This window comes from Blastococcus sp. SYSU DS1024 (assembly GCF_054050795.1).
The window spans coordinates 88,073-106,968 of record NZ_JBJHAA010000008.1; the positions used below are offsets into that span (position 1 = coordinate 88,073).

The 18,896-nt window shown below is 75.8% G+C and carries 21 protein-coding genes; 4 read left to right on the forward strand and 17 right to left on the reverse strand.

Annotated elements, in window-relative coordinates:
- Positions 1-3: 3 nt before the first annotated feature.
- From nuoE to ACI79S_RS09675, 9 genes are all read right to left on the reverse strand, one after another.
- Positions 4-1,086, reverse strand: coding sequence for an NADH-quinone oxidoreductase subunit NuoE (nuoE, locus tag ACI79S_RS09635; RefSeq protein ID WP_456593207.1), 1,083 nt, complete (start codon positions 1,084-1,086; stop codon positions 4-6).
- Positions 1,083-2,414: an NADH-quinone oxidoreductase subunit D gene (locus tag ACI79S_RS09640; protein ID WP_456593208.1), complete on the reverse strand. Its 1,332-nt coding sequence runs from the start codon at positions 2,412-2,414 to the stop codon at positions 1,083-1,085. Before ACI79S_RS09640 ends, nuoE begins: the two co-directional genes overlap by 4 nt.
- Positions 2,415-2,427: 13 nt before the next feature.
- Complete coding sequence (locus ACI79S_RS09645; protein WP_456593209.1) at positions 2,428-3,180, reverse strand: NADH-quinone oxidoreductase subunit C; 753 nt, start codon at positions 3,178-3,180, stop codon at positions 2,428-2,430.
- Complete coding sequence (locus tag ACI79S_RS09650; RefSeq protein ID WP_456593210.1) at positions 3,177-3,854, reverse strand: NuoB/complex I 20 kDa subunit family protein; 678 nt, start codon at positions 3,852-3,854, stop codon at positions 3,177-3,179. The genes ACI79S_RS09645 and ACI79S_RS09650 overlap by 4 nt, the downstream gene beginning before the upstream one ends.
- 16 nt (positions 3,855-3,870) lie before the next feature.
- Positions 3,871-4,233 (reverse strand): NADH-quinone oxidoreductase subunit A, encoded by a 363-nt coding sequence (locus ACI79S_RS09655; protein WP_456589109.1) that lies wholly within the window; start codon positions 4,231-4,233, stop codon positions 3,871-3,873.
- Between the two features lie 87 nt (positions 4,234-4,320).
- Entirely contained in the window at positions 4,321-5,592 is a 1,272-nt protein-coding gene (locus ACI79S_RS09660; protein WP_456593211.1) for a geranylgeranyl reductase family protein, read from the reverse strand.
- Between the two features lie 161 nt (positions 5,593-5,753).
- Positions 5,754-6,431: a dienelactone hydrolase family protein gene (locus ACI79S_RS09665; RefSeq protein ID WP_456593212.1), complete on the reverse strand. Its 678-nt coding sequence runs from the start codon at positions 6,429-6,431 to the stop codon at positions 5,754-5,756.
- Positions 6,421-7,125, reverse strand: a complete 705-nt coding sequence (locus tag ACI79S_RS09670; RefSeq protein ID WP_456593213.1) for a phosphoribosyltransferase — start codon at positions 7,123-7,125, stop codon at positions 6,421-6,423. Before ACI79S_RS09670 ends, ACI79S_RS09665 begins: the two co-directional genes overlap by 11 nt.
- Before the next feature lie 97 nt (positions 7,126-7,222).
- Complete coding sequence (locus tag ACI79S_RS09675; protein ID WP_456593214.1) at positions 7,223-7,993, reverse strand: demethylmenaquinone methyltransferase; 771 nt, start codon at positions 7,991-7,993, stop codon at positions 7,223-7,225.
- Positions 7,994-8,028: 35 nt separating this feature from the next.
- On the opposite strand from ACI79S_RS09675, the gene ACI79S_RS09680 reads away from it, so the two are divergent.
- Positions 8,029-9,273, forward strand: coding sequence for an isochorismate synthase (locus ACI79S_RS09680; protein ID WP_456593215.1), 1,245 nt, complete (start codon positions 8,029-8,031; stop codon positions 9,271-9,273).
- 6 nt (positions 9,274-9,279) lie between these two features.
- Here ACI79S_RS09680 and menD read toward each other — a convergent pair whose 3' ends face one another.
- Both menD and ACI79S_RS09690 read right to left on the reverse strand, forming a co-directional pair.
- Entirely contained in the window at positions 9,280-10,971 is a 1,692-nt protein-coding gene (menD, locus tag ACI79S_RS09685) for a 2-succinyl-5-enolpyruvyl-6-hydroxy-3-cyclohexene-1-carboxylic-acid synthase (protein ID WP_456593216.1), read from the reverse strand.
- Complete coding sequence (locus ACI79S_RS09690) at positions 10,968-11,936, reverse strand: o-succinylbenzoate synthase (RefSeq protein ID WP_456593217.1); 969 nt, start codon at positions 11,934-11,936, stop codon at positions 10,968-10,970. Before ACI79S_RS09690 ends, menD begins: the two co-directional genes overlap by 4 nt.
- A gap of 41 nt (positions 11,937-11,977) precedes the next feature.
- Between ACI79S_RS09690 and menE the strand changes: the two genes are divergently transcribed.
- Together menE and ACI79S_RS09700 are read left to right on the forward strand one after the other, a co-directional pair.
- On the forward strand, positions 11,978-13,096 hold the full coding sequence (gene menE / locus ACI79S_RS09695; RefSeq protein WP_456593218.1) for an o-succinylbenzoate--CoA ligase: 1,119 nt from the start codon (positions 11,978-11,980) through the stop codon (positions 13,094-13,096).
- Positions 13,096-13,965 carry a 1,4-dihydroxy-2-naphthoate polyprenyltransferase gene (locus tag ACI79S_RS09700; protein ID WP_456593219.1) on the forward strand — a complete coding sequence of 290 codons (870 nt, stop codon included), beginning with the start codon at positions 13,096-13,098 and terminating at the stop codon, positions 13,963-13,965. The genes menE and ACI79S_RS09700 overlap by 1 nt, the downstream gene beginning before the upstream one ends.
- A 6-nt stretch (positions 13,966-13,971) precedes the next feature.
- Here the strand turns inward: ACI79S_RS09700 and ACI79S_RS09705 are convergent, their stop codons facing one another.
- Together ACI79S_RS09705 and ACI79S_RS09710 are read right to left on the reverse strand one after the other, a co-directional pair.
- The gene (locus tag ACI79S_RS09705; RefSeq protein WP_456593220.1) at positions 13,972-14,298 is read right to left on the reverse strand and encodes a DUF4229 domain-containing protein; all 327 of its coding nucleotides are present in this window, start codon (positions 14,296-14,298) and stop codon (positions 13,972-13,974) included.
- Positions 14,291-14,719: an Lrp/AsnC family transcriptional regulator gene (locus ACI79S_RS09710; RefSeq protein ID WP_456593221.1), complete on the reverse strand. Its 429-nt coding sequence runs from the start codon at positions 14,717-14,719 to the stop codon at positions 14,291-14,293. Before ACI79S_RS09710 ends, ACI79S_RS09705 begins: the two co-directional genes overlap by 8 nt.
- Positions 14,720-14,823: 104 nt before the next feature.
- Between ACI79S_RS09710 and ACI79S_RS09715 the strand changes: the two genes are divergently transcribed.
- Positions 14,824-15,036, forward strand: coding sequence for a hypothetical protein (locus ACI79S_RS09715; RefSeq protein WP_456589120.1), 213 nt, complete (start codon positions 14,824-14,826; stop codon positions 15,034-15,036).
- Between the two features lie 51 nt (positions 15,037-15,087).
- Here the strand turns inward: ACI79S_RS09715 and ACI79S_RS09720 are convergent, their stop codons facing one another.
- The 4 genes from ACI79S_RS09720 to ACI79S_RS09735 form a co-directional block, all read right to left on the reverse strand.
- A complete protein-coding gene (locus ACI79S_RS09720) occupies positions 15,088-15,369 on the reverse strand; it encodes a hypothetical protein (protein ID WP_456593222.1) in 282 nt (93 codons plus the stop codon).
- Positions 15,370-15,485: 116 nt separating this feature from the next.
- Positions 15,486-16,448, reverse strand: coding sequence for a c-type cytochrome biogenesis protein CcsB (gene ccsB, locus ACI79S_RS09725; protein WP_456593223.1), 963 nt, complete (start codon positions 16,446-16,448; stop codon positions 15,486-15,488).
- Positions 16,441-18,060, reverse strand: coding sequence for a cytochrome c biogenesis protein ResB (gene resB / locus ACI79S_RS09730; protein WP_456593224.1), 1,620 nt, complete (start codon positions 18,058-18,060; stop codon positions 16,441-16,443). Before resB ends, ccsB begins: the two co-directional genes overlap by 8 nt.
- The gene (locus ACI79S_RS09735; RefSeq protein WP_456593225.1) at positions 18,057-18,896 is read right to left on the reverse strand and encodes a cytochrome c biogenesis CcdA family protein; all 840 of its coding nucleotides are present in this window, start codon (positions 18,894-18,896) and stop codon (positions 18,057-18,059) included. Before ACI79S_RS09735 ends, resB begins: the two co-directional genes overlap by 4 nt.

Genomic DNA, 18,896 nt, shown 5'->3' on the forward strand with positions numbered 1-18,896 from the left:
GGTTCATCGCCTCCGCTTCGGGCCGCGGCCCTCGATGGTCCGGGACGGGCCGCCGGGCCCCTGGGCGTCCGGGGGTGGGGTGGCGGGGCTCTGACCACTCGTACCGGGCTCCTGCCCGGCCGGGGTGTCGGTGCCCTCGCGGCCGCCCGGCAGCCGCCGCCCAGCCGGCTCGGGGGCGTCGGGGTGCGAGCCGGCGGCGCCGGCCTTCTCCGCCGGGGTGTCGGCGGCGGCGACGCGGGCGTCCGCCGCCTCCTTGCCCGGGGTCTCCCCGGTCTCCCCGGAGGGGCGCACGGTCTCGCGCGGCTCACCGACGTCGGCCGGCTCGGGCTCCGGGCCGCGCATCGGCGGGGCGGCCTCCCCGCGGTCGGCGGCCAGCCGCAGCCCGCGCAGGGTGGGCTCGTAGTTCCCCGGCGCGTCGACGGCGGCCGCCGCGTCCGCCGCGTCCGGGTGCTGGGAGAAGCCCGCCAGCTGGCGGGAGATGCCGCGGAAGTCGGTGAGCGGCGCGCCGCGGGTCGGCAGCGGCTTCTCCCCCCGGCGCAGCGCCGCGACCAGCTCACGGGCGCTGTCGACGTCCTGCTGGTCGTAGAACTCGTAGTCCACGGTGACCACGGGCGCGTAGTCGCACGCGGCGAGGCACTCGGCGTGCTCGAGGGTGATCGAGCCGTCGGCGGCGGTCTCGTCGTGGTGCACGCCGAGGTCGGCGGAGAGCGCGTCCATGATCCGCTGCCCGCCCAGCACGGCGCAGAGCGTGTTGGTGCAGACGCTGACCAGGTGCCGGCCGGTGGGGCGGCGCTTGTACATCGTGTAGAAGGTCGCGACCGCCCCGACCTCGGCCTTGGTCAGCCCCAGCTCCTCGGCGCACAGCGCGACGCCCTCGGGGGTGACGTAGCCCTGGTAGCTCTGCACCAGGTGCAGCATCGGCAGCAGCGCCGAGCGGGCCACCGGGTAGCGGGCGATGATCTCGCGCGCCTCGAGCCGGGCCTGCTCGGGCAGCGGCGGGGTCTCGGCGAGGGACGCGACGTCGACCGGGCTGGAGTCCAGCCCGGTGACCGCCGTCCCCTCGGGACTGCCTGGCAGTGCACTCATCTGTCCACGCCCCCCATCACCGGGTCGATCGAGGCGATCGCGGCGATGACGTCGGCGATCATGCCGCCCTCGCTCATCGCCGCCGTGGCCTGCAGGTTCACGAAGCTGGGGTCGCGCACGTGGACGCGCCACGGGCGGGTGCTGCCGTCGCTGACCACGTGGTAGCCGAGCTCGCCGCGGGGGGACTCCAGGGGCACGTAGACCTGCCCCGCCGGCACCCGGAAGCCCTCGGTGACCAGCTTGAAGTGGTGGATCAGGGCCTCCATCGACTGGCCCATGATGTGCCGCACGTGGTCCAGGGAGTTGCCCATGCCGTCGGGCCCCAGGGAGAGCTGGGCGGGCCAGGCGATCTTCTTGTCCTCGACCATGACCGGCCCGGGCTCCAGCCGGTCCAGCGCCTGGCTGATGAGCTTCAGCGACTCGTTGACCTCGGCCATGCGCACCAGGTACCGGCCCCAGGCGTCGCAGGTGTCGGCGGTGGGGACCTCGAAGTCGTAGGTCTCGTAGCCGAGGTACGGCTCGACCTTGCGCAGGTCCCAGGCCAGCCCGGTGGCGCGCAGGATCGGTCCGGTGACCCCGAGGGCGACGCAGCCGGTGAGGTCGAGGTACCCGGCGTCCTTGAGCCGCGCCTGCCAGATCGGCTGGCCGGTGAGCAGCCGGTGGAAGTCCGCGACCCGCTTCGGGAAGACCTCCAGGAACTCCCGGATGTGCTCGACCGCCCCCTCCGGCAGGTCCTGCGCCAGACCGCCGGGGCGGATGTAGGCGTGGTTCATCCGCAGCCCGGTGATCTCCTCGAGCAGGTCGAGGACCATCTCCCGCTCGCGGAAGCCGTTGGTCATGCCGGTGAGGGCGCCCATCTCCATGCCGAACGTCGCCAGCGCGACCAGGTGGGAGGCGATCCGGTTCAGCTCCATGACCAGCACCCGGATCGTGGCCGCGCGCTGCGGGATCTCGACGCCGAGCAGCTTCTCGACGGCCATGCAGTAGCCGGCCTCGTTGAACAGCGGGGCCAGGTAGTCCATCCGGGTCACGAACGTCGTGCCCTGCACCCAGTTGCGGTACTCGGTGTTCTTCTCGATGCCGGTGTGCAGGTAGCCGATCACCACGCGCGCCTTGGTGACCGTCTCGCCCTCCAGGTCGAGGACCAGGCGGAGCACGCCGTGGGTGGACGGATGCTGCGGGCCCATGTTGACGACGAGGCGCTCCTCGCCGTGCGGATCGGCTCCGAGGGTGACGTCCCAGTCCCCGCCGGTGACGGTGTAGACCCGCCCCTCGGTGGTCTCCCGCGAGCCGGCGTAGGGGTCGCTCGGGTTGTAGACGGTGCTCATCGACGCACCCCTCTCACCGGTAGGCCCGGCGCGTGTCCGGCGGCGGGATCGTCGCGTCGTGGTACTCCACCGGGATCCCGCCGAGCGGGTAGTCCTTGCGCTGGGGGTAGCCGTCCCAGTCGTCGGGCATGAGGATCCGGGTCAGCGCCGGGTGGCCGTCGAAGACGATGCCGAACATGTCGAAGGTCTCCCGCTCGTGCCAGTCCGCCGTCGGGTAGACGCCGGTCACCGACGGGACGTGCGGGTCCTCCGCGGTGACCGCCACCTCCAGCCGGATGCGGCGCCGGTAGGTCATCGAGGTCAGGTGGTAGACGACGTGCAGCCGGGGCCGGCCGGGGGCGACCGCCGGGCCGCCGCTGTCGAGGTAGTCGACGCCGGAGAGGCTGCTGCACAGCTCGAAGCGCAGGGCCTCGTCGTCCCGCAGCGCCTGCGCCAGCGTCAGCAGGTGCTCGCGGGCGACGAAGTAGGTGATCTCGCCCCGGTCGACCAGCACCCGCTGCACGGCTGCGGCGTAGGTGGCCTCCCCCACGGCGTCGATCAGCGCGTCGGTGACCTCGTCGAAGTACCCGCCGTAGGGGCGGTCGGTGGAGTGCAGCGCGACCGCGCCGCCGGGCTCCACCCGCACCAGGCCACCGAACCCCGAGGTGTCACCGCTGCCGCTGACCCCGAAGGCGCCCTTCCGGAAGCCGCCGGAGGGTGCGGTGCTGTCGTCGTACCCGGCCTCCTCACGACCGGGGACGACGTTCGAGCCGCCGTCGTTGCTCATCGCCGCTCACCCCGCTCCCCCGGGAGCAGCACGGCGTTGCCGCCGCGCTGCTCGATGGCGAACTGGCCGGTGCGCCCCTCGGCGGCGGCCTGCTCGTAGGCGCGGCGGGCGTCCTTGTCCACCCGCACCGTCGAGGGCATCTCGACCAGCAGGTCCTTCGCCGTACCGTCCTCGCGGGCCTGCTGCTGCTGGCGGGCCCGCTTCTCACCCAGCGGCTCGTGCTGGATCTTGTGGTGCAGCTTGAGGATCGCGTCCATCAGCATCTCCGGCCGCGGCGGGCAGCCGGGCAGGTACATGTCCACGGGGACGACGTGGTCGACGCCCTGGACGATCGCGTAGTTGTTGAACATGCCGCCGGAGCTGGCGCAGACCCCCATCGCCAGGACCCAGCGAGGCTCGGGCATCTGGTCGTAGATCTGCCGCAGGACCGGCGCCATCTTCTGGCTCACCCGGCCGGCCACGATCATCAGGTCGGCCTGCCGCGGCGAGGCCCGGAAGACTTCCATGCCGAACCGGGCGAGGTCGTACCGGCCGGCACCGGAGGCCATCATCTCGATGGCGCAGCAGGCCAGGCCGAACGTCGCGGGCCACAGCGACGACTTGCGGGTCCAGTTGACCAGCTTCTCCACGCTGGTCAGCAGGACGCCGCTCGGCAGCTTCTCCTCGAGTCCCATGTCAGTCAGTCCCCTGTCAGTCCCACTCGAGCCCGCCGCGCCGCCACTCGTAGGCGAAGGCGAGGAAGACGGTGCCGAGGAACACGGCCATCGCAGCCAGCCCCCACACCCCCAGGGCGTCGTTGGCGACGGCCCACGGGTAGAGGAAGACGATCTCGATGTCGAAGACGATGAAGAGCATCGCGGTCAGGTAGTACTTCACCGGGAAGCGACCGCCGGTGAGCGGCTGGTCGACCGGCTCGATGCCGCACTCGTAGGCGGCCAGCTTGGCCCGGTTGTGGCGGCGCGGCCCGACGAACGGGGCGACGACGACCGAGAACAGCGCGAACGCGGCGGCCAGCACGAACAGCCCGACGAGCGGGGCGTAGGTCGAGAGCATCAGCTGCACCCTAGGGTGATGTCGGTCACGTAGTGGTCATGGTCCGGATGCGGAGTGTCGTGCCGGCCGGTCGTCATGGCAGCCACCTCACGTCGCCGGGGTGAGTCGCAGGAGCACGGCCAGCGCGCGGTCGACCGCGTCGCCGTCGCGGCCGTCGGTCAGGTTGCCCATCACCCGCAGCGCGGCGTCGGTGAGCGCGGGGCGGCGCAGCCCCCGGGCCATGGCGAGCCGGACCACCGCCGGCCGCGCCAGCAGCGCGAGGAATCCCAGGCCGAGCCGGTGGTGGCGGCCCAGCTCGGCACGCAGCCGTTCGGGGTACCGCCGCAGGACCGCCTCCCGCGCCGCCCCGGCCGGGCCCCTCAGCGCGGCCACCGCGACCTCGGCGGCCATCCGGCCGCTCTCCAGGGCGGCGCTGATCCCCTCACCGTTGCAGGGGTTCACCGTGCCGGCGGAGTCCCCGGCGAGGAGCAGCCCCCGGGTGTAGGCCGGGCCCCGGCTCAGCGCCATGGGCAGCCCCGCGCCGCGCAGCGGACCGACGGCGTCGTCCTCGCCGAGCCCCTCCTCGGCGGGGAACAGGTCGAGCCACCGGCGCAGGACCGACCGCCGGTCCGCGCCGGTGCCGCGCCGGGTGTCGAGGAGCCCGTACCCGACGTTGGCCGTGCCGTCGCCCATCCCGAAGATCCAGCCGTAGCCCGGCATGCTCTCGCGGGAGGGACCCCCGGCGGTCAGGTCGAAGGCGATGTCCAGGTAGTCGTCGTCGCTGCGCCGGCTGCGCACGTACCGACGGAGGGCGACCCCGAGCGGCCGGTCGGTGCGGCGCAGCAGCCCGAGGGACTTGGCCAGCCGGCCGGACACCCCCTCCGCCGAGACCACCAGCGGCGCGCGCCAGGTGACCGGCTCGCGATCAGCGCCGGCCTCGCCCCGGACGCCGACCACCCGGCCGTCGTCGTCGAGCACCGGCTCGGTGACGGTCGTCCCCGTGACCAGGTGCGCACCGGCCCGCCGTGCGTGGTCGGCCAGGTGCGCGTCGAGTTCCCGGCGGGTCCGCACCAGGCCGTGGTCGGGCCAGGTGGCCAGCCGCGGCCAGTCGACCTCGGCGATCCGCCCACCGCCGTGCACCCGGAGCCCCCGGCGGCGCACCCAGTCCGGCCCGCTCGTGTCGACGCCCATGTCGTGCAGCGCCCGCACGCCGCGCGGGGTCAGCCCGTCACCGCAGACCTTCTCCCGGGGGAACTCCGACTTCTCGAGCACCGCGACGTCGACGCCACTGCTCGCCAGGTGCCAGGCAGCGCTCGACCCGGCCGGCCCGGCGCCGACGACGACCACGTCCGCGTGCTGCACGGCTCCGCGCTCGGTCATGGTCACCCCCGGCTCGTCATCGACTCCGACACCTTGTGAAAAGGTTCACAAGACGCGACGGTTTGAGTCTAGGCCCGGGTGTGAGCTAGCTGACAACGCCCCCCTCGCCGGAGGCCCCGGCGACCTCGGCGCCGACGCGCGGACGGGCGGCCGATCCGAGGTCAGGAAGCCGCCGGTAGCCAGGTGCTCAGCCAGCCCGCGGAGCGGTCGATGACCTGCTCGAGCGCGCCGGGCTCGGGGAAGAGGTGGGTGGCGCCCGGGACGATCGCGACCTCGTGGTCGGCGGTGAGCCGGGCGGCGGCCTGCCGGTTGAGTTCGACGACCTGCGGGTCGGCACCCCCGACGATCAGCAGCACCGGCGCGCGCACCCGCTCGAGCGCGCTGCCGGCCAGGTCGGGACGGCCACCGCGGGAGATCACCGCCCGGACCCTCTCGGGTCGCTCCGCCGCGGTGATCAAGGCGGCCGCGGCACCGGTGCTGGCGCCGAAGGTGGCGACCGGCAGGCCCGCGAGACCGGGCCGGCCGAGCAGCCAGTCCGTGGCGCCGGTCAGCCGCCCGGCCAGCAGCGGGATGTCGAAGCGCAGCTCGCGCGTGCGCGCGTCGACCTCCTCCTCGGCGAGGGTCAGCAGGTCCAGCAGCAGGGTGGCGTACCCGGCGGCGTGCAGCCCCTCGGCGACCTGCTGGTTGCGCGGGCTGCGCCGGCTGCTCCCGCTGCCGTGGGCGAAGACCACCACACCGTGCGGATCCGCGGGGCCGACGAGGTCGGCGCGCAACGCCGCCCCGGGCACGTCGACGACGACGTCCTCCTGGAAGCCGGGTGCGCCCGGGTCAGCCGGCACCGTCACCCTCCTCCGGCTCGCCGGGGCGGGCCTGCGCGAGGGCGGCTCGCACCTCGTCGTCCTCCGTCGCGCGGAAGTCGGCGTAGCCCTGGCCGACGGCGGAGAAGTCCGCGGGGGCCCACAGGCAGAGCAGTTCGTCCACGTCCGGCGCGATCTGCCCGCAGGCGTTCGGCGAGGCCACGGGGACGGCGACGGTCAGGTGCGCGGGGTCCTGGCGGCGGACGGCCGCGACCGCGGCGCGCATCGTCGAGCCCGTGGCCAACCCGTCGTCGACCAGGACGACGCGCCGGCCGGCCAGGACCAGCGGCGGGCGGTCGCCGCGGTAGGCCCCGGTGCGCCGGCGCAGCTCGGCCACCTCCTGCGCGCGGACGTCCTCGAAGGTGGCCGCGTCCACCCCGGCGCGGTCGATGACGTTCTCCTGGCGGACGGTCTCGATCTCCTCCCCCACGGCGGCGATCGCGCCCATGGCCAGCTCCGGCTGCCAGGGCAGGCCGACCTTGCGGACGACGACGATGTCGAGCGCTGCGTCGAGGGCCGCTGCCACCTCCGCCCCGACGACGACCCCGCCCCGCGGCAGGCCGAGCACGACCACCTCGCCGTGCCCGGGGGGAACCAGGTCGTCGTCCACCAGCCGTGCGGCGAGCGCCCGCCCGGCCGCCCGGCGATCTGCGAAAGGTTTCCGGTCTCCCACCATGGAAGGCGGGCTACCCGGCCCGCCGGGCCGCTAACGGTCGGGAGCCCTCTCCGGCCGCCAGGTCCGCGGACCGGGGTGGACGGCCGCTGTCCCGCCCTCAGGGCTTGCGGGCACGGTGCAGCGCGACGATCCCCCCGGTGAGGTTCTGCCAGGCGACGTCGGCCCAGCCGGCGTCCTGCAGCCGGCCGGCGAGCGCCGCCTGGTCGGGCCAGGCGCGGATCGACTCGGCCAGGTAGACGTAGGCCTCGGGGTTGCTGCTCACCGCCCGGGCGATGCGGGGCAGCGCCTTCATCAGGTACTCGGTGTAGACGGTGCGGAACGGCGACCAGGTGGGGCTGGAGAACTCGCAGACCACCAGCGTCCCGCCGGGCCTCGTCACCCGGGAGAACTCGCGCAGCGCGGCGTCGGGGTCGGCCACGTTGCGCAGGCCGAAGGAGATGACCACGCCGTCGACGCTCTCGTCGGCCAGCGGCAGCGCCATCGCGTCACCGGCCACCTTGGGCACCGGTCGCGCGGCACCGGCGCGCAGCATGCCCTGGGAGAAGTCGCAGGCGATGGCCGTCACGCCGCCGGCGGCCAGCTCGACGGTGGAGACCGCCGTCCCGGCCGCGACGTCCAGCACCGTCTGGCCCGGCCGGGCCCGCAACGCCTCGCGGGTGGCCCGTCGCCAGCCGGCGTCCAGCCCGCCGGAGAGGACGGTGTTGGTGACGTCGTAGCGCTCCGCGACCCGGTCGAACATGGCCGCGACGTCGGCCGGTCGCTTGTCCAGCCCGGCCCTCAGTGGAAGGACCCCCTTCTCCCCACCTCTCGCAGGCTCGCGGCGGGACCCGGAAGGGGGCCTGTGCGGGTTCTCTCGCCGGTCTGCCACGGCATCGACGCTACAAGGCCTCCTACTCTGATCACGTGACTGCCGCCGCCCTGACCTCCCCGGCGGCGGCGTCGCGCACCGTCACCACGGTCCGGTCCGACGCGGCCGGCGAGCTGCTCGACCTGCTCCCGGCCCGCGGCGGCCTGTCCTGGGTGCGCCACGGCGAGGGCCTGGTCGGCTGGGGCGAGGCGGCGCGGCTGGAGGTGTCGGGCCCGCGCGCGCTGGCCGAGGCCGCCGACTGGTGGGACCGGTTCACCGCCGGCCTCGACGTCGCCGACGAGCTCCGCGTCCCCGGCTCGGGCCCGGTGCTGTTCGCGAGCATCGCCTTCGACCCGGTCGCGGGGACGTCGGTCTTCGTCGTCCCCGAGGTCGTCGTGGGTCGACGCGACGGCGTCGGCTGGATCACCGCCGTCGGGGCCGCACCGGAGCTGCCGGAGCCGCCCACCGCCGACGACGGCCCGGCTCCCCGGCTGCGCTACGCCGACGGCGCGCTCGACCCCGCCAGCTGGTGCGCCGCGGTGGCCGCCGCGGTCACCCGCATCGACGCCGGCGAGCTGCAGAAGGTCGTCCTCGCCCGCGACCTGCTCGTCTCCTCCGACGTCCCGCTCGACCCCCGGCGGATGCTGCGCCGGCTGGCCGCCCGGTTCCCCGGGTGCTGGACCTTCGCCGTCGACGGCCTGCTCGGCGCCACTCCCGAGCTGCTGCTGCGCCGCACCGGCCGGCGGCTCTCCTCGCGCGTGCTGGCCGGGACCGCGCCGCGGGGGGCCGGCGCCGAGGACGAACGGCTGGCCGCGGCCCTGATGGACTCGGGGAAGGACCGCGCCGAGCACGCGCTCGCCGTCGACTCCCTGGTGCGGGCGCTGGCGCCGTACTGCCGGGAGCTGACCGCCCCCGCGGATCCGGAGCTGCTCACGCTGGCCAACGTGCGGCACCTGGCCACCGACGTCGTCGGCACCCAGCGCGGCTCTGCCGGCCTGCTGGAGCTGGTCGGCGCCGTGCACCCCACCGCCGCCGTCTGCGGAACCCCGACGCCGGACGCCGCCGCGCTGATCGGCGAGCTCGAGGGCATGGACCGCGGCCGGTACGCCGGACCGGTCGGCTGGCTGGACGCGACCGGCGACGGCGAGTTCGGCCTGGCGCTGCGCTGCGCGGAGCTGGTCGGTGACGACGGCGCGCGGCTGTTCGCGGGCTGCGGCATCGTCGCCGGCTCCGACCCGGCCGCGGAGCTCGCCGAGACGCAGTCGAAGTTCGCCGCGTTCCAGGCCGCGCTCGAGGGCTGACCCGCGTCAGGGCGACCCCAGCGCCCGCGCCGCCGCGGCGCGCAGGTCCTGGGCCAGCGCGGCCTCGGCACGCTGGTCGGTACCGACCACGACGACCTGCGGACCGCCCAGGCCGAGCACCGCCGCGAGCTCCGCCGGCGTCGACACCCGCGTCGCCGCCCAGCCCAGCGACTCCGCCACCGCCACCAGGTCGCGCCCGTGCGGGGTGCCGAAGACCCGCCGGTAGTCCGCGGCGAACCGGTCCTGCCCCGGCTCCAGCTGGGCGAAGATCCCGCCGCCGTCGTTGTCCGGCACGACGACGGTCAGGTCCGGCCGCCGCTCCCCCTCGCCCAGCAGCAGACCGGTCAGGTCGTGCAGGAACGTCAGGTCGCCCATCAGCGCGAACGCCGGGCCACCGTGCACCAGCGCCGCACCCACGGCGGTCGAGATCGTGCCGTCGATGCCCGCGACCCCGCGGTTGGCCAGCACCGTCACGTCATCCCGGGGCACGGCCAGCCGGTCGACGTCGCGCACCGGGGTGGACGACCCGAGCACCAGCAGCGCGCCCGCGGGCAGGGCGGCGACGACGTCGCGGGCCAGGCGGGCGGCGGTCAGCGCCGGGGCGCTGTCGAGCACCGCGTCGACGGCGGCGCCCACCCGGTCCGCGGCCGCGTGCCAGGCGGCCACCCAGTCGGCGTCGACCGGCTCCTCGGGCTCGGCACCCGCGAACAGCCGGGCCACATGGCTGCTCGACCGGCCGGCGTCGGCCCACCGCGGGGAGGCGCTCACCGTCTCGACGGTGACGGCGGGGTCGGCCAGCAGGGCACCGACCGGGCGGGAGAGCGTCGGCCGCCCCACGACCAGCACGCGCTCGGGCCGGTGCGCGGCCAGCCAGTCGGGTGCACCGAGCGCCAGCACGCCACCGCGCACGTTGCCCGGCCGCCCCCAGAACCCGCTGCTCGGCTCGGCGACGACGGGCCAGGCGGAGCCCTCCGCGAGGCCCGGGGCGGCGTGCAGGGGCCCGTCACCGGCGATCACCAGCGTGCGCGGCGGCAGCCGGTGCGCCCGCGCCGCCCAGCCGGCCGACGGCTCGGCCGCCGTCCACGGCGTGCCGCCGGGGCGGCCGGCCCACGGGGCCGCGAGCTCGGCCGGCGGCTCCTCGTCGGGCAGCAGCGGCTCGCGCAGCGCGAGGTTGAGCTGCACCGGCCCGGGGTCGGCCGACAGCGTGCCGGCGGCGACGGTGAGCGCCTTGGCCACGACGGACCGCCAGTAGCGGTTCTGCTCGGCCTCCCGGCCGGGCTCGGGGACGCCGACGTCGGCCGCCCAGCGCACGGCCGCCCCGTACAGGCCGGCCTGCTCGATCGTCTGGTTGGCGCCGGTGGCCCGCAGCTCCGGCGGGCGGTCGGCGGTCAGCGCCAGCAGCGGTACCCCGCTCGCGTCGGCCTCCAGCACCGCGGCGTGCAGGTGCGCGGTCGCCGTCCCGGACGTGGTGAGCACCGGCACCGGGCGGCCGGAGCCCTTGGCCAGGCCGAGGGCCAGGAAGGCCGCCGTCCGCTCGTCGAGGCGCACGTGCAGCCGCAGCCGGCCGTCCCGCTCGGCCGCCGCCAGGGCCAGGGCCACCGGCGCCGACCGCGAACCGGGCGCCAGCACGGCGTCGGTGACGCCGCCGCGGACCAGCTCGTCGACCAGCACGCGGGCGAAGGCGGTGGCGGGGTTCACGCGGCGAGCACCTCGTCGATCCGGGCCCGCCAGCGGGCGGTGGTGCCCTCGCCGGCCGCCACGTCGGCGCGCCGGTCCGGCTCGGGCCGGGCCACCGGCAGGGCGCCGTCGACCGGCAGCAGCGGGGACGAGCAGACGTCGCCGGTGAAGAGCGCGACGGTGGCCAGGCCGCAGGCGAACGGCAGCTCGGGCAGGGCGGCGGCCAGCGCGACGCCGGCCGCGATGCCGACCGAGGACTCCAGCGCCGAGGAGACGACGCAGGGCAGGCCGTGGGTCTCCGCGACGCGCAGCGCCGCCCGCACGCCGCCCAGCGGCTGCACCTTCAGGACGACGACGTCGCCGGCCTCCCGCAGGTCGACCGCCAGCGGGTCGGCCGCCCGGCGCACGCCCTCGTCCACGGCGACGCGGACGTCGATCCGCCGGCGCAGCGCGGCCAGCTCGGCGAGGGTGGCGCACGGCTGCTCGACGTACTCCAGCCCGACGGCGGCGTCGAGCTCGCGGATCCGCCGCGCCGCGGTGTCGACGTCCCAGGCGGCGTTCGCGTCCACCCGGATCGCGCCACCGGGACCGAGCGCGTCGCGCACGGCCTCGACGCGGGCGCGGTCGTCGGCGCCGGCCTGCCCCGGCTCGGCGACCTTCACCTTGGCGGTGCGGCAGCCGGAGGCACGGACCATCGCGTGCGCCCGCTGCGCGTCCACCGCCGGCACGGTCACGTTCACCGGCACCGACGTGCGCACGGGCGGGGGGAAGCCCTCGACCGCGGCCTCCACCGCGGCGGCCCACCAGCGGCGGCTCTCGGCGGCGTCGTAGTCCCAGAAGGGCGAGAACTCGCCCCAGCCGGCCGGGCCGCGCAGCAGCACGCCGTCGCGCACGTCGATGCCCCGGAAGCGGCTGCGCAGCGGCACCGCGTAGACCGCTGACCCGGTGATCCCCGCCGGCAGCGCGGCAGCGGGCAGGACGGTCATGGTGATCAGCCTAATTCGGCGGGGTCGTAGGCTCGTTCCTCGTGGCTCGGCACCTCACCCTCGTGCCCGCGGCCGAGCTCTCCGACGACGACGTCCGCGCCGCGCTCGACGGCGAGCGCCCGCTGGCCGTGCTGCCCGCCGGTCCCCGGGCCGTCGTAGACGCCGCCCGCGCCGCACTGCGCCCCGACGAGCCGCTCGAGCCGGGCACCGACCTCGTCGTCGCGACCTCCGGCTCCACCGGGAACGGTCGCGGGGTGCTGCTCTCGGCGGGCGCGCTGCGGGCGTCCGCGACCGCGACCCTCGACCGGCTCGGCGGCCCGGGCAGCTGGCTGCTCGCGCTGCCGGCGTCGGCGATCGCCGGGCTGCAGGTCGTCTGCCGCGGTCTGCTCGACGGGCGCACCGCCATCCGCCTCGGCGCCGGGGAGCCGCTGGCCGGCGCCGTCGCCCGCATGCCGGCCGGCGACCGCCGCTACACCTCCCTCGTCCCCACCCAGCTGCGCCGGTACCTCGATGCGGAGCCCGACGCGCTGCGCGCCTTCGACGCCGTCCTCGTCGGCGGCGCGGCCACCGACGCGAGCCTGCTGCACCGCGCCCGCGCCGCCGGGGTCGCCGTCGTGACCACCTACGGCATGACCGAGACCGCCGGGGGCTGCGTCTACGACGGCCTGCCGCTGGACGGCGTGACCGTGCGGGTGACCGACGGGATCGAGCTCGCCGGCCCGGTGCTGGCGCACGGTTACCGCGGTGATCCGCAGGCGACCGCGGCCGCGATCGCGGACGGCTGGTTCCGCACCCGGGACGCAGGGTCGCTGGGCGCCGACGGCCGGCTCACCGTGCACGGCCGGCTGGACGAGGTCGTCATCTCCGGCGGGGTCAACGTGGCGCCCGCCGCGGTCGAGGCCGCGCTGCGCGAGCACCCCGCCGTCGCCGACGCCGTCGTCTTCGGCCGGCCCGATGCGGAGTGGGGGCAGCGCGTCGTCGCCGCCGTCGTCCCGGCGGCCGGCGGCGCCCCGGCCCTGGCCGACCTGCGCCCGTGGGTGGCCGAGCGGCTGGGCGCCCCCGCCGCGCCCCGGGAGCTGCGGCTCATCGACTCGATCCCCACCCTGCACACGGGCAAGCCCGATCGCCGCGCCGTCGCGGCCCGCATTCCGGAGGTCTGATGGCCACCCCTGCCCAGTGGCTGGCCGGCGCCCGCCCCCGCACCCTGCCGGCGGCGGTCTCGCCGGTACTGGTCGGCACCGGCGCCGCGGTCGCGCTCGACGGCTTCCGGCCAGGCCCCGCGCTGCTCGCGCTGGTCGTGGCGCTCGCACTGCAGGTCGGGGTGAACTACGCCAACGACTACTCCGACGGCCGGCGCGGCACCGACGCCGACCGGGTCGGCCCGATGCGGCTGGTCGGTTCCGGCGCCGCTCCGCCCCGGCAGGTCCTCGGCGCGGCGCTGGCCTCCTTCGCCGTCGCCGGGGTCGCCGGCCTGGCCCTGGCGGCGCTGTCGAGCTGGTGGCTGGTGGCGGTGGGGGCGGTCTGCATCGCCGCCGCCTGGACCTACACCGGCGGCCCGCTGCCCTACGGCTACCGCGCGCTGGGCGAGGTGTTCGTCTTCGTCTTCTTCGGCCCGGTCGCGGTCGTCGGCACCACGTACGTGCAGACCCGCACGCTGCCCGGCCTGGCGTTCGCCGTCTCCGTGCCGGTCGGCCTGCTGATCGTGGCGATCCTCGTGGTGAACAACCTGCGTGACATCGAGGGCGACGCCCGGGTGGGCAAGCGCACGCTCGCCGTGCTGCTCGGCGACCGGGGCACCCGGGTGCTCTACGCCGCGCTGCTGGTCGTGCCGTTCGTCGTCGTCGCCGCGGTGGGGGTCGCGCGGCCGTGGGCGCTGCTGGCCCTGGCCGCCGCGCCGCTCGCGCTCGGCCCGGTGCGCACCGTGCTCGCGGGCGGCCGCGGGCCGGCCCTCATCGGGGCGCTCGCCTCCACCGGGCTGCTGACCCTGGTCACCGGCGTGCTGCTCGGCGCGGGCCTCGCCCTCTCCTGAGCGCGGCTACTGCGACCCGTCCCCGCTGAGCCGGGCGCGCAGGTCCTCCTTGGCCGTGCGCCGCGCGACGCTGCGCGCCGCGAGCGCCTCGGTGAGCCGGTCCCGCGAGGGCCGCAGCAGCACGTAGGAGACCGGCATCGACAGCAGCAGCCCGAACAGCAGGCCGGGGAAGCTGCCCAGCCCGGCCCACCAGAGGACCAGGACGAGCGCCGCGGCGATCGCGAAGCGGCCGATCGTGTAGATCAGCAGCCACGGCAGGACCTTCGGCGGTGTGGCGGCGCCACCGGCCGGGCTCACCGGTGCGCCCGCGGCGGTCGGGTTGTTCTCAGCCATGACGGCCCTCCCACTTGGTCGAGAGAACGACCGTCGTCCTCGTGCGTGCGACCCCTCTGATCCGGTTCAACGCGTCGATGGCCGCCTCGAGTGCCGGGATGTCGGTCACGCGCACCTTCAGCACGTAACCCTCGCTGCCGGCGACCCGCCAGCAGTCCTCCACCGCGGGGATCTCCCGCAGCCCCGCCTCGACGCCGGTGTCGTCGACCGCGTCGCTCTCGATGACGCTGACCAGCGCGGTGACGTGCATGCCCACCGCCGCCGGGTCGACGACGGCGCGGTACCCGGTGATCACCCCGGCCGCCTCCAGCTTGCCCACCCGCTCGTGCACGGCGGGCGAGGAGAGCCCCACCTGCCGCGCGAGCTCGGCGTAGCTGGCCCGGCCGTTGGCGCGCAGCAGCTCGATCAGCTGCTGGTCCACGGCGTCGATGGTGGTTCTCCGTCCTACCCGGGTATGGGATCTACGTTGCGCGGCACCGAGTATCGCCGCCGACGTACGCTGGCGGTCGACGAGGGGGTGGGCCCGTGGTGTTCCTGGTGGTTCTCGTGATGGCGGTCGTGGTCGTCGCACTGGTGGTGCGCGCCGCGGCGAACGCAGGCCCCGAGGGGAGCGCGCGACCGGAGCGCCGCCCGCAGCGGCCCCGGGGGCCGGTCCGGTTCGTGGCACCCGACGACGACCCGGAGTTCCTCCGGGAGCTCGAGCGCCGGGCGCGCCGGGACGACGGCTCTCCCACGTAACGGCCTCCGGGCCCCTCACGGGGCCGGACCCGAGCGTGGGAGGGGCTCGCGTCAGGCGGCGGGCGCCGCTCCGAACAAGCGGCGCCAGCCGCGCCGCGGGCCCGCCTCGGGCGTGCCCGCGGCCGGCGCGGCCGAGCCGTCGACGTCCCCCGGCCAGCCGAGACCTCCGCCGCCCTGGCGGGTGGGGCCGCCCGGCCAGCCCAGGTCGCCCTCCTCCGCCGCGCCCCGCGGGCTCCGGCGGTGCGCCCCCGGGCCCTCGGCGTCCCGGCCGGCGAGCGCGGCCGCGACGAGCGGGTGCGACGCCTCGCCGTCGGCCGCCGCGTGCCTAGCCACGCCGCACCTCCCGGCGGGCCGGTGCGCTGCTGATCAGCTCCATGAGGGCATGGAAGCACGCAGGTCCGACATCGGTCAGCACCCCGCGCCGCGCCGCTCCCCGGACGGGGGAGCGCTCAGACCCCGCCGTAGCTGTGCAGGCCGGTCGACACCATGTTCACGTACAGCAGGTTGAACAGCACCACGGCGAAGCCCAGCACGTTGGTCCAGGCGGCGGGACGGCCGCGCCAGCCGGAGGTCGTGCGGGCGTGGAGGTAGCCGGCGTAGACGACCCAGGAGATGAACATCCAGGTCTCCTTGGGGTCCCAGCCCCAGAACCGGCCCCAGGCGCTCTCCGCCCAGATCGCGCCGGCGATCATCGCGAAGGTGTAGATCGGGAAGCCGAAGACGGCCGTGCGGTGCGCCACCCGGTCCAGCCCCGCGGCGGACGGCAGCCGGTCGATCAGACCCCCGCCCGTGCCGGGCGCCGCGGCGCTGCGGCGGGTGCGGACGAGGTAGAGGGCGCTGGCGATGCCGCTCACCAGGAAGATGCCGGAGCCCAGGATCGCGCTCGTCACGTGGATCCCCAGCCAGCTCGACCGCAGGGCGGCGACCAGCGGCCCCGCCTCGGCGTAGAGGAACAGGCCGATGCCCACCATCGCGAGGATCACCGGGCCGAGGACGAAGACGCCGATGTGCCGCAGCGTGGGCTGGCGCAGCGCCAGCACGAAGTAGGCGACCACGGCGACGAGCACGACGGCCGTGGCGAACTCGTACATGTTCCCGAAGGGCAGCCGGTCGGTGGCCATGCCGCGGGCGACGAGGACGCCGGCGTGGGCCAGCGCGCCCAGCGCGGTCAGCGCCATGCCGAGGAGCCCCCAGCGCGTGCCCTGGGCCGTCTCCGGCGCCTGCTGCCCGGCCGGGGCGACGGGCGCCTCCGCGACGATCGGACCGCCACCGGCACCGACGAGCTCGCGGTTGCGGACGGCCCGCCGGCCGAAGGCCAGCTGCGCGCAGAAGGCCAGCAGCGCGACCGAGTAGAGCGCGACGCTCACGGAGAAGAGGCTGTCGGACAGCTCGGCCAGCGAGGAGTCAGTCACGCGGGGGGACCTCCGGATCAGGTGCAGTGCGGGCGGCGGCCGGGGCGCCCAGCGCGTCCCGCAGGCCGTCGGACAGGGTGGCGAACCGGGAGCCGCTCTCGCCGCCGCCCCGCGTCAGCGAGGCGAGCGTCAGCACGGTACCGCCGCCGTCCCGGGCGGGCTCCACCCGGGCGAAGACGCGCTCCCGGCGCAGCAGCAGCATGCCCAGCAGGCCGGCCAGCAGGGTGATCGCCGAGCCGAGCACCCACAGCTGGCCCGGGTCGTGGGAGAACTGCAGGGCGGCGAACTCCTTGACCCCGCTGAAGGTGACGCGGGTCCCGTCGGGCAGGTCCATGGACTCGCCCACCGAGAGGTTCGCCGAAGCCACCTCGGTGAGCCGGCCGCGCTCGATCTGGCTCCGGTCGATGGAGTACACCGACTGCGGCAGCCCCGAGTCCAGGCCCAGGTAGCCGGAGTAGGCGATCAGGGCCACCTGCGGAGCCAGCGGACGCGGGTCCACCGAGGTCAGCACTCCACCCTGCAGCAGGCCCGTCGGCGCGAAGAACCCCTCGAGGGCCAGCTGCTCCTCCCGGCCGGGGATGTCGGGCAGCTTCAGCGCACCCTCGCTGGCCATCGTCTGCTGGTCGCTGGGCAGGAAGGGCACGGTCAGGTCGGTGAAGGTCGTCCCGTCCGGCACGGTCACCGTGAAGGTCGGGCTGAAGCCGTGACCGGTCACGTAGACCCGGTCGCCGTCGACCCGGAGGGGGTCGTTGACCCCGATGGTGGTCGGCCGCCCCTCGGCGGAGGGCTCCCCGTAGCGGATGTCGGCGGTGAACGAGGCGGCGGTGAGGTTCTCCTCGTACTCGGCCCGGAACTGCTCGAGGTCGACGCAGAGCGCGCTGAGATCGCCGCTGTCGACCAGCGGGCCCGCGGAGTAGGTGTCGTACTGCTGGAAGGAGTTGCAGAACCCCTGGCCCTCGGTCACCAGGATGCTGCCCTCGTAGCCCCACAGCTTCCCTCCCGCCAGGCCCAGCAGCAGGGCCAGCAGCGAGAGGTGGAAGACGAGGTTCCCGGTCTCCTTGAGGTGGCCCTTCTCGGCCGAGAGCTCCGGCCCGCGCGCGGTCTCGCGGCGCACGACCCGGTAGCGCCGCACCCGCAGCTCCTCCTCGACGCCGTCGAGCGCGGCGCTGGGGGCCTGCGCCGCGGTCCACCGGTCGGAGTCGGGGAGCCGGAGCAGGTTCCGCGGGGCCGCCGGAGGCGGGGTGCGCAGCGCGCGGGCGTGCTCCCGGGCCCGCGGCAGGACGCAGCCGATGAGCGAGAGGAACAGCAGCAGGTAGACCGCGGCGAACCACGGCGAGCTGAAGACGTCGAACAGGTACAGCCGGTCCAGCACCGGGGCCAGGTCGGGGTGGTCGGCGAAGTACTGCCGGACGTTGTTCTGCGACAGCGACCGCTGCGGCAGCAGCGAGCCCGGCACGGCCGCCAGCGCCAGGAGGAACAGCAGCACGATCGCCGTGCGCATCGCGGTGAGCCGGCGCCACCAGCGCAGCAGCAGACCGCCCAGCCGCCGGCCGGCCGAGGGCCCGGCGGGCGGGGTCGGGGTGGCCGGGCGCGGGGGCGCCTCGACGCTCACAGCGCCGACTCCCCGAACCCGGTGGCGGCCAGCCAGGAACGCAGCCAGCCCATCATCTCGGTCCACGCACCGGTGACCAGGAGCAGCCCGACGACCACGAGCACGGCCCCACCGAAGCGGGTCACCGCCTGCGCGTGCCGCCGCAGGAACGTCGTCGCCCCCACGGCCCAGCGGGCGCCCAGGGCGACGAGCACGAACGGCACCCCCAGCCCCAGGCAGTAGGCCAGCCCCAGCAGCGCCCCGCGGCCCGCGGTGGCCTCGGCGAAGGCCAGGTTCTGGACGGCGGCCAGCGTGGGCCCCATGCAGGGGGTCCACCCGAGCCCGAAGACGACCCCGAGCAGCGGGGCCCCGGCCAGCCCGGCCGCCGGCCGGCTCGACAGGCGTGCGGTGCGCTGGAGGAACGGCACCCGGCCGAGGAACGCCAGCCCGATGAGGACCGTGATGCCGCCCATCACCCGGGTGATGAGCTCGTTGTGCACCAGGAGCAGCCGGCCCAGCCCGCCGAATGCCGTGCTGATCGTCACGAACACCGCGGTGAAGCCGAGCACGAACAGCAGGGCACCGAGCACCGTGCGCCCCCGCGGCGGGCGCTGGTCGGCCACCGGGAGCACCGCCGTGACGGTGGCCGCCGTGCTGCCCCCGGCGGGCGAAGCCGTGGCCGTGGCCGTATCCGTGGCCGTGGCGCTGCCCACCAGCCCGGTGACGTAGGAGAGGTAGCCGGGCACCAGCGGCAGGACGCACGGCGACGCGAAGCTGATCAGGCCGACGAGCGCCGCGACGGCCGCCGCCACCAGCAGCGGCCCGTCGGTGACCAGGCCGGCGAAGGTCTCCCCCAC